We start from the raw sequence: 11,632 nt of genomic DNA on the forward strand, positions 1-11,632 counted from the left end.
CATCGGCCGACGGCAGACTGGGCCGCTTAATCTTACTGTGTCATAAAGCTAGACGTTCATCTGCTCGCTATTTTTCCGTCCGCAGCACGGACAGCGATCAAGACGACTCGCCAGCCGCTGGGCGATTAGCCAGCGCAAGGTCGTGATCGAGTTGGCTTGATGACGCTGGGGCCGCTGAGCGGCCCCGCGGAGCGTACTCACTGGGTAAGGCAGATGGCGCGTTTTTTGTCGACGCTGATCTAAATTTAGTCTATAAATAGACTTCTTGAGCGCAGGACATTGCTATGAAAATCGAGACGATCAGCTTCTTGAAGAAGCACGCCGCATCGTTGGATCTGAGCGAGCCCATGGTGATCACCCAGAATGGTCTGCCCGCCTATGTCATCGAGTCCTATGCCGAACGCAAGCAGCGTGATGAGACGATTGCGCTCGTCAAGCTCCTGGCATTGGGTTCCCGCGACAAAGAGCAAGGCAAGCTGGTGTCGGGTGACACGCTCCTGGATCGGTTGGCACAACGATGCCAGCAACCCAAAGGAACTTCATGAGCTTCGACGTTCAGTTTGCTACTACTGCCGAAACCAGCCTGTTTTCCCAGATCGCCCACCTAGAGCCGTACCACAGCTATGACGGGGCCTATGAAAAGCTCTCCACCTTGGTGGTAGAAGTTATACGCCGCTTGGCCGATCACCCGTTGGGCTACCCCATCAGTGCACAAGTCAGCGAGCTTGGGATCGCCCATTACCGGGAGCTCAATCTCAACGGCTACCGCGTCTTCTATGAGTGCGATGAAGAAAAGCGTCTCGTGGTGGTCCTGCTTATCCTGGGGCAGCGACAGAGCATCGAGCAGCAGCTGATCCACTACTGCCTGATGTTTGATCGCTAAGTGGCCAAAAGCGTGGGAAAACTATCCGCCAGGCCGGCCGATACCGGCACCGGCATTTACAACGAACGAAGAAAGAGCGAAGGGCAATGAGCAATAAATACACCCTCGACCAGACCGAACTAGACGAACTCGCCGCCAATTGCCGCGCCCTCTCGGAGTTCATCAAGGATGAAGAAGACGATGGCCGCGCTGCTGAGCTGAGAGAGATTTATGGGACATTCGTGGACATTTTGACCGGTGTGCACAGTGGCGCCCCCGACATGGCCGACACCCTCAAGGCCATCAATATGCGCGGGCAGGACAACCAGGCGTTGAACGACCTGCACGGTGCCGCTTCTGCCTTGGTGGTAGCCATTGAGGGCGAGTGGGATCGGCGCAAGGTGTGACCCGCCGTCTGCACCACAAAGGCCTCGCATACAACCGAGACTGGAAAATGAGCATCGAGACCAAAACATTACTGTGTCATGAGAGATCAGGGAGAATACGTTCATCCTAACAGTCGATTTGATTCACGAGAGAACGGATGGAACAGCGCTTCACTGCGGCAAGGTGAGTACAAGCGTCTATTGCTTCAGGCCTGTTGCGGCCTGAACAGGTGCAGAGTGTTTTTGTGGTAGAGCCTCGAGTCGGCAAAGTGCTCGGCCGCTAGCACTTGACCGACCAGGATCAGGGCCGTGCGGCGAAAGCCTTTGCCGCGGACCTTGTCCAGGATATCCGCCAAGGTACCACTGACCTGTTCCTGGTCGGGCCAACTGGCACGATGGACCACTGCGATGGGGCAGTCGCTGCCGTAATGCGGCAGCAGCGTTTCGACGATGCGTTCCAGGTGTTTCACCGCCAAGTGGATGGCCAGAGTCGCATGATGCCGCGCCAAGTCTTCAAGGGCTTCGCCCTCGGGCATTTCCGAGCTGCTAGCGTAGCGCGTCAAAATCACCGTCTGCGACACACCAGGCAGGGTCAGCTCGGCTTCCAGCAGGGCGGCACAGGCAGAGGTGGCGGTTACCCCAGGGATGATCTTGAAGGGAATGTCCAGTGCGCGCAGGTGGCGGATCTGCTCGCCGATGGCGCCGTACAGAGAGGGGTCGCCGGAATGCACGCGGGCCACGTCCTGCCCCTTGGCATGAGCTTCGCGGATCAGTGTGATGATCTGTTCCAGACGCAGCTCGGCGGTGTTGATCACACGCTCCGCACAATGGCCTTCGAGCACTGCCTCGGGCACCAGCGACCCAGCGTACAGGATGACCGGGCAGGCCCGTAGCAGACGCTGGCCCTTGACGGTGATCAGCTCCGGATCGCCGGGGCCGGCACCAATGAAATAGATGGTCATGGATGATCCAGAAGGGTGTGAAGGGGCGCCGTGGCCAGCGCGAGGCTGGCCACGGTGTTGGTACGCTTGGGCAGTAGCAGGCGTGCCGGTCCGGCCCCTAGGATTTCAGCCTGGGCCATGGCGCTGGCTTCCGCGACGCCGGAGCTGCCGGTGATGCTGAGGGCCAGCGGCGATTTCCGGGTCAGGCGGTCGTGGTAAGCGCTCAGACGTTCGGCGGATAAAAAGGCCAGTGGCAGGCGCAGATGATCGGCCAGGCGCAGCAGCCCGGGCTCGTCACGCTTGTGCACGCTGCTGGCCAGTCCGGCGAGATCGCCGGGCCGCAGGCCTGCTTCGTCCAGCGCTGCATGCAGCAGCGCCAAAAGTGATTCCAGCGGGCAGCCCCGGCGGCAGCCGAGTCCGGCGATATGCATCCATGCTGCTTTATCGGGCTCAGGCATTGCGGCTGTTGCGACCGAACAGCCAAGCTGCCGAGAGTCCCAGTGCTGCCCAGAACAGCGCGTTGGTTACCAGCGAGGCGAGGATGAACTGGTTGGCCAGCGTCTCGGGGGCCAGATTCGTATGCACTTCTGGTTGCGGTGCGCCAATCAGGTGCGGAATCGCCAGCAGCACAGCACCAGAGATGCGCAGGCTCCAGGATCGTGCGAAGGCAATGAGAACCAGGCCGATGGAGGTGGCTACGGCGGTGCCGATCCACCAGTACTGGCGCAGTAGCAGATCGGCCGCCTCGGTACCTGGCAGTTCCGGCGGCAGGCCGAGCGAAGGCGCCAGACTGAAGGTGGTGAAGCCACCGAGTCCCCATAACAACCCATTCCAGGTTTTTCCCGGTGCGTGGAGGGTGAACAGGCCGGCCAGCATCAGGGCGAAACCAACCGCTACGACGAGATTGCTCAGCCCCGTGGCCAGGGTCCGCTGCCAGCCATCCTCGGGTGCCCAGCTTTCATGGACATGCCCGTCCGCATAGTCGTGCTCTTCGGCATGGCTGTGTTCGACGCCGTTTTCGTAGGTTTCCGCCTCGAGGATCAGGGGCGTCACCCAGAGGCTCTGCAGCAGGGTCAGCAGGAGGGCGGCGAGCAGCCCGGCAAACCCTGCGGTTCGTGCGATGCGCTTGATCATGGAGTCCTCAGTGGCAGGGGAAGGCTGCGCTGTGGCGGGTGTCGTGGGCCGCATTGTGCAGCGCCTCTATGGGCGAAAAGCCGGCAAAGAAGATCAACACCGCACCGAGCAGGCAACTGCCCAGAGCGAGGGTGATACGTTTCGGCCGGGAGAGCGCCGCTGAGGCGGAGGAGGAGAGGGTAGCGGACATGGTATGACCTTCCGTGACTGTGAGTGAGGCGGAAGGAGTGCGCGACATGGGTCCGGGCCACTGAAGCGCCTGGGTTCCGGCCTACGCCCGCCCTCCGCGGGTTGCCAACAGGGCCTCAGGCCGGTCTCCGGGCTTGTGACGTCCGTCATGGAGACGGTCGGGACGGCCTTCCCATGCCTCCCGGTCCGCGAGATCTTGCGCAGCTGATCTTCGGCGAACCGACGGCACAGTGGCTACATCGACCCTTCGTACACTTACCGTTGCGGGGGCAGCGCCGGACTTGAACCGGCTTCCCGTTTCACCTCGCGCTCGGCGGCATGAGACACCTGAAACCGTCTTTCTAGCTGAGCACGGGCCGGCGCGAGCGTCAACCGTGGCGATTGACCCGCCCGGAGACTCTGCGTAGCCTTTCCGGCTTCGAGGTTCTCCGCCATTGCGCGGAGCTAAGAGGGAACACGGTCGAGCCGTGGCTGCCCCCGCAACTGTATACGGCCTCAAACCCTTCGATATGCCACTGCGCCAAGCGGGAAGGCGAAGAGGTATGCGCATTGCGCAGGCCGTCAGCCAGGAGACCTGCCTCGAACATCCATGACAACTGGGCGGGGTGATCCGGTGGTGCTGGCCGGTGCTTTTCCATGCGCCTGTCCGTTCTCGCCTGCCCGCTGATCCGCAACGATCCACGCAGGGCCAACCATGAAATCGCTCGCCAAGCTTCCCGTAACTATCGTCACCGGCTTTCTCGGCGCCGGAAAGACCACCCTGCTGCGGCATATGCTGGCGCATGCCGAGGGCCGGCGTATCGCTGTGATCGTCAACGAGTTCGGCGAACTCGGCATCGACGGCGAAATTCTCCGGCAATGCTCCATCGGCTGTACTGAGGAAGAGGCCAACGGGCGTGTCTTCGAACTGGCCAACGGCTGCCTGTGCTGCACGGTGCAGGAAGAGTTCTTCCCGGTGATGCGTGAACTGGTGGCCCGTCGCGGCGACTTTGACCACATCCTGATCGAGACCAGCGGTCTGGCCCTGCCCAAGCCGCTGGTGCAGGCCTTCAACTGGCCGGAAATCCGCAATGCCTGCACCGTGGACGCGGTGATCACCGTGGTCGACAGCCCGGCCGTGGCGGCCGACACCTTCGCCGCCTTCCCCGAGCAGGTGGACGCGCAGCGCCGGCAGGACCCGAACCTGGATCACGAGTCTCCGCTGCACGAACTGTTCGCCGACCAACTGGCCAGCGCCGACCTGGTGGTGCTGAACAAGACCGACCTGCTCGATGCCGCCGCGCTGGAAAGGGTACGCGCCGAGGTCGCCGAGGAACTGCCGCCAGCAGTCAAGGTGATCGAGGCCCATGGCGGCGAGCTGCCCTTGAACGTGCTGCTGGGACTGAGCAGCGAGACTGAGCTGCACATCGACGGCCGCCAGACCCACCATGACCTGGAAGACGAGGATCACGACCACGACGAATTCGACTCTTTCGACCTTTCCCTGCCGGAAGTGGCGGAGGAGCATCTGCTCGCCACGCTGAGGAATACGGTGGCGCGGTATGGGATATTGCGGATCAAGGGCTTCGCCGCCATTCCCGGCAAGCCGATGCGGCTGGTGGTGCAAGGCGTGGGGCAGCGCTTCGACAGGCATTTCGATCGTGCCTGGCAGCCCGGCGAGGCGCGGGCTACACGGTTGGTGATGATCGGCCAGCAGCTGGACCGGGCCGCGATCATTGGCGAGCTTCGGGCGGCGCTGATGTGAGGATGAGAACCCACCCTGTAGGAGCGAGCTTGCTCGCGGACAACAGAGCACTAAAAGCTTCGCGAGCAAGCTCGCTCCTACGAACGGGCAGGTGCTGACTGATGCACCTGCTCCGCGCCCAGCCCGGCGTCCAGCTGCCGGCCGACAGCATCGCCGACCTCGAGCAGACGCCCGCCGAGCTGGTGATCCTCTGCACCGGCGACTCGCACCTGTCGCTGCTTGCCGAGGTGGCCCGCACGTTGCCGGACGACTATCCCAGCCTGCGCCTGGCCAGTCCGGCGCAACTGCCCAACCATGCCTCGGTGGATTTCTACGTCGAGCAGGTGCTGCGCCACGCCCGGGTGATCCTGATCTCGGTGCACGGCGGCGTGAGCTACTGGCGCTATGGAATCGAGCGTCTGGTCGAGCTGGCCGAAAACGGCGCCCGGCTGATCCTGGTGCCCGGCGACGACAGCCCCGATCCGGAGCTGAGCGGCCTGGGCAACGTCTCCGCCGGGGACAGCGAACGGCTCTGGCAGTACCTGCGCCAAGGCGGCCGCGACAATGCGCGGCAGCTGTTCCACTGCATCGCCAGTCGCTGGCTGGACCGCGACTACCGCTGGGACGAGCCCAGGGCTCTGCCGCGTACCGTGCTCTATCACCCGACGCAGGGCGAAGCCACGCTGGCGCAGTGGCAGGCCCGCTGGCAACCGGGGCGGCCGGTGGCGGCGCTGCTGTTCTACCGCACCCATGTTCAGGCGGCGAACACCGCCTTTGTCGACGTCTTCTGCGAGCGCCTGCAGGCCCAGGGGTTGAACCCGCTGCCGATCGCTGTGGCCAGCCTGAAGGAATCGGCTTGTCTGGCGCAGGTCGAACACTGGCTGGACGAGAGCGTGGCGGCGGTCATTCTCAACACTACCGGCTTCGCCCAATCCAACCCAGAGGCGCCCAGTCTCCGGCCGTTCCGCCGCGATGTGCCAGTGCTCCAGGCGCTTTGCGCAGTGGACAGCGAAGAGCAATGGCAGGATAGCGCCCAAGGCCTCGGATCACGCGATCTGGCCATGCATATCGCGCTGCCGGAGCTGGACGGGCGCCTGGTCACCAGGCCGATCAGTTTCAAGGGGCTGGCCTGGCACAGCGAACGCAGCCAGAGCGATGTGGTCTGCTATCGCCCGCATCTGCCTGGGATGGATTTCGTCGCCGAACTGGCGCACCGTTGGTGCGAGCTGGCCCGCAAGCCGAATGGCGACAAGCGCATCGCTCTGGTGCTGGCCAACTATCCGACCCGCGACGGTCGTATCGGCAACGGCGTCGGTCTGGACACTCCGGCGGCGGCTCTGAATATCCTGCAAGCCTTGCAGCGGCAGGGTTATCCGATCGAAAATCTACCGGAGAATGGCACGGCACTAATCCACCAGTTGCTCGGCGGCGTGACCAACGATCTCGACACCCTGGATCTGCGCCCCTGCGCCCAGAGCCTGGCGCTGGACGATTACTGGCGTTGTTTCGCGGAGCTGCCCGAGGCCAATCGCACGGCCGTGCTGGCGCGCTGGGGCGCGCCCGAACAGGACCCGATGTCCCGCTCCGGGCGGATGATGATCGCCGGATTGCGCTTCGGGCTGACCTTCGTCGGTATCCAGCCGGCACGCGGCTATGGCATCGACCCCAGCGCCGTGTACCACGATCCGGACTTGGTGCCCCCCCATGGCTACCTGGCGTTCTACTTCTGGCTGCGGCGGGTCTATGCGGCCGACGCCGTCATCCATGTCGGCAAGCACGGCAACCTGGAATGGCTGCCGGGCAAGAGCGTGGGCCTGTCGCCATCCTGCTGGCCCACCGCACTGCTCGGCCCGCTGCCGAACATCTATCCCTTCATCGTCAACGATCCCGGCGAGGGTGCCCAAGCCAAGCGTCGCACCCAGGCGGTGATCATCGACCACCTAATGCCACCGCTGACCCGCGCCGAAAGCTACGGGCCGCTACGTGATCTGGAGCGCCTGGCCGACGAGTACTATGACGCCAGCCAGTTGGACGTGCGCCGCGCCATCGAGCTGCGTGGCGAGATCCTCGCGCTGGTGCGCGCGACCCGGCTTGACAGCGAACTCGGCCTGCAACTCAACGGCGACCCGGACAGCTGGCTGCCACAGCTGGACGCTTACCTCTGTGACCTGAAGGAGTCGCAGATCCGCGACGGTCTGCATGTGTTCGGCCAGTCGCCGAGCGGCACGCTGCGCCGCGACACGCTGCTGGCCTTGCTGCGCATTCCCCGTGGCGACGGGCAGGGCGCGAATGCCAGCCTGTTGCGCGCCTTGGCGCGGGACCTGGCGCTGGGCTTCGATCCGCTGGACTGCGACATGGCTGAACTCTGGAAGGGAGCGCGTCCGACCGAACTGCTGGTCTGCGGCAGCGATCCCTGGCGCACGACGGGCGATACTCGCGAACGGCTGGAGCACTTCGCTCTGCGGTTGATCGAGTCCTGCCTGAGCGGGGAGGCGATCAAGGTGAGGGGCGAGGCCGAGCCCGTCCTGAATGGTTTGCGCGAGCATCTGGCGCCGTTGCTGGATGGCTGCGGACCGGCGGAAATAGCCGGCCTGCTCGCCGCGCTGGAGGGCCGCTTCGTGCCGGCCGGTCCAAGTGGCGCGCCCAGCCGTGGTCGTCTCGATGTGCTGCCCACCGGCCGCAACTTCTTCACGGTGGATGTGCGCAACCTACCCACGCCCACCGCCTGGCGCATCGGCGTGCAATCGGCCGACCGCCTGCTGGAGCGGCATCTCCAGGACCACGGCGACCACCTGCGTCAGCTCGGCCTCTCGGTATGGGGCACGGCGACCATGCGCACCGGCGGCGACGACATCGCCCAGGCCCTGGCGCTGCTTGGCGTGCGTCCAGTCTGGCAGCCCGGCAGCCAGCGCGTCGAGTGCTTCGAGGTGCTCTCCCTGGAGCAGTTGGGCAGGCCTCGGGTGGACGTCACCCTGCGGGTATCCGGTTTCTTTCGCGATGCCTTCGCCAACCTGATTCGCCTGTTCGACGACGCCGTGCAGGTGGTGGCCGAGTTGGACGAGGAGGAGGCCTGGAATCCCCTGTCGGCACGGGTCTGGCAAGAGGTGCTGATCCTGCAGGACAGCGGCATGAGCGAGGCCGAGGCCCGTCGCCAGGCCGGCTGGCGGATCTTCGGCGCCAAGCCTGGCGCCTATGGTGCGGGCATCCAGAATGCCATCGAGGAGCGTGCCTGGGAGAGTCGCGCCGATCTGGCCGAGGTGTACCTGAACTGGGGCGGCTACGCCTATGGCGCCGGCAGCGAGGGCGCACCGGCCCGCGAGCGCTTCGCCGAACGCCTGGAGCGCTTGCAGGCGGTGTTGCACAACCAGGACAACCGCGAGCACGATCTGCTGGACTCCAACGACTACTACCAGTTCCAGGGCGGCATGCTGGCCGCCGTGGAAACCCTGCGCGGGGAGCGCATCGCCAGCTACCACGGCGACAACAGCCAGCCGGACACCCCGCGCATCCGCACCCTGAAGCAGGAACTCAACCGCGTGGTCCGCGCCCGTGCCGCCAATCCCAAGTGGATCGCCGGAATGAAGCGCCACGGCTACAAGGGCGCCTTCGAACTGGCCGCCACGGTCGACTACCTGTTCGGCTTCGATGCCACCAGCGAGCTGATCGACGATCACCAGTACGCCCTGCTCACCGATGCCTACCTGCTGGATCGCGATACCCGCGACTTCATCCAGCAGCACAACCCGGGCGCCTTGCAGGACATCGTCGAGCGCTTGCTGGAAGCCCAGCAGCGCGGCCTCTGGCAGTCGCCCGGCGAATACCGCGAGCTGCTGGAAAACCTGCTGCTGGACAACGAGGAATCCTGAGATGGACACGCCGAAACCCGACTTTCCCAGGCGAGCGCCCCGCCAGTCCTTTCCCCTGGCCGCCGTGGTCAGCGCCGACGATCTCAAGCTCGCGCTCTGCCTGCTGGTCATCGACCCGGCCATCGGCGGGGTGCTGATCGAGGGACCGCGCGGCATGGCCAAGTCGACCCTGGCGCGTGGCGTCGCCGAGCTGCTGCCTGGCGGTGCCTTCGTCGACCTGCCGCTGGGGGCCAGCGAGGAGCGCATCGTCGGCACGCTGGACCTTGATGCCGCGCTGGGCGAAGGCCGCACGCGCTTCTCGCCGGGGCTTCTGGCCCGGGCCGATGGCGGCGTGCTTTATGTGGACGAGGTCAACCTGCTGCCGGACCACCTGGTGGACCTGCTGTTGGATGCCGCCGCCAGCGGGGTCAACCACGTGGAGCGGGACGGCATTTCCCACCGCCACCGGGCGCGCTTCGTGCTGGTCGGCACCATGAATCCGGAGGAAGGAGAACTGCGCCCGCAGCTGCTCGACCGCTTCGGCTTCAACCTGGCGCTGGAAGGCCAGCCGCAACCGGCAGAGCGCGCCGAGATCGTTCGCCGCCGCCTGGCCTTCGATAGCGACCCGGTGGCTTTCACCCAGCGCTGGGCTGCGGCGCAGAGCGCCCTCCACGAGCGGTGCCGGGTCGCCCGAGAGCGTCTGGCCGCGATCGAACTGGACGAGGCGAGCCTGGAGGCGATCACCCGCCGCTGCTTCGAAGCGGGCGTGGACGGCATGCGCGCCGACCTGGTCTGGCTACGGGCCGCCCGTGCGCATGCCGCCTGGCGAGGCAGCTTCGCCATCGAGGCAGGGGACATCGACCGGGTGGAGCCCTTCGTCCTGCGCCATCGCCGTCATTTGATGCCCCCCCAATCTTCAGCAAGGCCTTCGCAGGGTGGATCCGCTTCATCGAAAGTCGAACAGGGCGAAGGCCAGTGGGGTGAGCTGCCGGCACAGCCACAAACCATGGGGGCGAGGCGGGAGCTCCCGCGCTGGCCAAAAAAGCCCTGAGCATCCGCCCGGCCGGTGCCGGGAGCGCGGATGCCAGACCGGGAGCAGGCAATCTCGCGGGTGGGCGCAGTGGTGCCCGCCGTGGTGGGGAGGGAGGGCCCGTCGATTGGCCCGCCAGCTTGCGGCGCGGGCGGCCGCGCCAGCCTCGGGAGCTGCATCGCAAGCCCCGCAGTGCCAGGCCTGGCGAGCTGTGGCTGGTGGTGGTGGACGCTTCCGCCTCGACTCGCCGCCAAGGCGCCTTGTCGCAGGCCAAGGGTCTGCTGGCGCAGCTGTTCGAGCAGGCTTACCGTCAGCGTGCGCGCCTGGCGCTGTTGCATGCTAACGGCACCCGACCGCAATGGGTGTGGCAGGGACGCAAGGCTTCTAGAGCTGCGCGAAAGTGGCTCGAAGGGCTCGGCGCGGGCGGCGGCACCCCCCTGATCGAGGCACTGGGCGAAGCGGCCAGCTGGCTGGCGCGGCGGCAGCGCTTGCATCCGGCCGAGCGACGATGGTTGCTGGTGGTCACCGACGGCCGCCTACGCGACTGGCCCCCGCTGGCCGCCAGTGCCTGCCCGGCACTGCTGGTGGACATCGAATGCACGCCTATCCGGCTCGGCCGAGCCTGCTTGCTGGCCGAGCAGCTGAGCGCCGAATATCGGCATATCGAACAACTGGCGAGCCTGTGAGGCATCGCGTAACCCAATACGGAGTCGTATCTCGTGAAGCACATCCTGATCATCGGTATCGGTGCGGGCGATCCCGACTACCTCACCGTGCAGGCCATCAAGGCCCTCAACCGGGCCGATGTGTTCTTCGTCATGGACAAGGGGCCGGCCAAGGAGAAGCTGGTGGCACTGCGCAAGGAAATCTGCCGTCGCTACATCGAGGACGACGATTACCGCATCGTCGAGGCCACCTGCCCGGAGCGGGTCAGGGATGTGTCCGACTACCGCGCCAGCGTCGACGACCTGAACGCCGACAAGCAGGCCGTGTTCGAGCGGCTGATCGCCGAGGAACTGGCCGACGGCGAATGCGGGGCTTTTCTGGTTTGGGGCGATCCGGCTCTGTACGACAGCACCATCCGCATTGTCGAGGCCATCGCGCGGAGTGGGCGGCATGTGTTGGATTTCGAGGTAATTCCCGGCATCAGCAGCATCCAGGCGCTGGTGGCGAAGCACCGGACCACGCTGAACAGCATCGGTCAGGCGTTGGAAATCACTCCGGCCCGCCGCCTTGCCGAAGGCTTTCCGGAGCGCCTGGACAGCGTGCTGGTGATGCTGGACGCGAAGAACACCTACAAGCGCTTCGTCGGCGAGGACATGGACATCTTCTGGGGCGCCTACGTCGGCACGCCGGACGAGATCCTGATCGGCGGCCGGCTCGCCGAGGTGGCCGACGAGATCGAACAGGTCCGTGCCGAGGCACGCAGCCGCCATGGGTGGATCATGGATACGTATCTGTTGCGCAGGCGAGTGGGGGAGTAGGCCAGGGAGGAAAACCGCGCAGCGTTTCCCTCCAGCGT

General features: G+C 65.3%; 12 protein-coding genes and 2 riboswitches. Of the genes, 8 read left to right on the forward strand and 4 right to left on the reverse strand.

Going from position 1 to position 11,632, the window contains the following annotated elements; translation table 11 throughout:
* Positions 1 to 284 precede the first annotated feature (284 nt).
* From ACG10_RS21405 to ACG10_RS21415, 3 genes are all read left to right on the forward strand, one after another.
* A complete protein-coding gene (locus ACG10_RS21405; protein WP_040107312.1) occupies positions 285 to 545 on the forward strand; it encodes a type II toxin-antitoxin system Phd/YefM family antitoxin in 261 nt (86 codons plus the stop codon).
* Complete coding sequence (locus tag ACG10_RS21410) at positions 542 to 883, forward strand: type II toxin-antitoxin system RelE/ParE family toxin (RefSeq protein WP_157731506.1); 342 nt, start codon at positions 542 to 544, stop codon at positions 881 to 883. Before ACG10_RS21405 ends, ACG10_RS21410 begins: the two co-directional genes overlap by 4 nt.
* Positions 884 to 969: 86 nt before the next feature.
* A complete protein-coding gene (locus ACG10_RS21415) occupies positions 970 to 1,269 on the forward strand; it encodes a hypothetical protein (protein ID WP_040107314.1) in 300 nt (99 codons plus the stop codon).
* A 185-nt stretch (positions 1,270 to 1,454) separates the two neighbouring features.
* On the opposite strand, the gene cobM is transcribed toward ACG10_RS21415, so the two are convergent.
* From cobM to ACG10_RS21435, 4 genes are read right to left on the reverse strand one after another with little or no spacing between them, the layout of a single operon-like run.
* Positions 1,455 to 2,210: a precorrin-4 C(11)-methyltransferase gene (cobM, locus tag ACG10_RS21420; protein ID WP_040107315.1), complete on the reverse strand. Its 756-nt coding sequence runs from the start codon at positions 2,208 to 2,210 to the stop codon at positions 1,455 to 1,457.
* Positions 2,207 to 2,647: a cobalamin biosynthesis protein gene (locus tag ACG10_RS21425; RefSeq protein WP_082045651.1), complete on the reverse strand. Its 441-nt coding sequence runs from the start codon at positions 2,645 to 2,647 to the stop codon at positions 2,207 to 2,209. The genes cobM and ACG10_RS21425 overlap by 4 nt, the downstream gene beginning before the upstream one ends.
* Positions 2,640 to 3,323, reverse strand: coding sequence for a CbtA family protein (locus tag ACG10_RS21430; RefSeq protein ID WP_040107317.1), 684 nt, complete (start codon positions 3,321 to 3,323; stop codon positions 2,640 to 2,642). The genes ACG10_RS21425 and ACG10_RS21430 overlap by 8 nt, the downstream gene beginning before the upstream one ends.
* A gap of 7 nt (positions 3,324 to 3,330) precedes the next feature.
* Complete coding sequence (locus ACG10_RS21435; protein WP_040107318.1) at positions 3,331 to 3,513, reverse strand: CbtB domain-containing protein; 183 nt, start codon at positions 3,511 to 3,513, stop codon at positions 3,331 to 3,333.
* A 101-nt stretch (positions 3,514 to 3,614) separates the two neighbouring features.
* Positions 3,615 to 3,858, reverse strand: a riboswitch (cobalamin riboswitch).
* Between the two features lie 58 nt (positions 3,859 to 3,916).
* A riboswitch (cobalamin riboswitch) is annotated at positions 3,917 to 4,108 on the forward strand.
* A gap of 98 nt (positions 4,109 to 4,206) precedes the next feature.
* Between ACG10_RS21435 and cobW the strand changes: the two genes are divergently transcribed.
* From cobW to cobF, 5 genes are all read left to right on the forward strand, one after another.
* Entirely contained in the window at positions 4,207 to 5,256 is a 1,050-nt protein-coding gene (gene cobW, locus ACG10_RS21440; RefSeq protein ID WP_040107319.1) for a cobalamin biosynthesis protein CobW, read from the forward strand.
* 101 nt (positions 5,257 to 5,357) lie between these two features.
* A complete protein-coding gene (cobN, locus tag ACG10_RS21445; RefSeq protein ID WP_089169977.1) occupies positions 5,358 to 9,101 on the forward strand; it encodes a cobaltochelatase subunit CobN in 3,744 nt (1,247 codons plus the stop codon).
* Position 9,102: 1 nt separating this feature from the next.
* Entirely contained in the window at positions 9,103 to 10,131 is a 1,029-nt protein-coding gene (locus tag ACG10_RS21450; RefSeq protein ID WP_052264080.1) for an ATP-binding protein, read from the forward strand.
* A complete protein-coding gene (locus ACG10_RS21455; protein WP_089169978.1) occupies positions 10,113 to 10,796 on the forward strand; it encodes a vWA domain-containing protein in 684 nt (227 codons plus the stop codon). The genes ACG10_RS21450 and ACG10_RS21455 overlap by 19 nt, the downstream gene beginning before the upstream one ends.
* Before the next feature lie 33 nt (positions 10,797 to 10,829).
* Entirely contained in the window at positions 10,830 to 11,594 is a 765-nt protein-coding gene (cobF, locus tag ACG10_RS21460; protein ID WP_040107322.1) for a precorrin-6A synthase (deacetylating), read from the forward strand.
* Positions 11,595 to 11,632 lie beyond the last annotated feature (38 nt).

The sequence above is a fragment of the Azotobacter chroococcum genome, from assembly GCF_002220155.1.
Taxonomy (GTDB): Bacteria; Pseudomonadota; Gammaproteobacteria; order Pseudomonadales; family Pseudomonadaceae; genus Azotobacter; species Azotobacter chroococcum.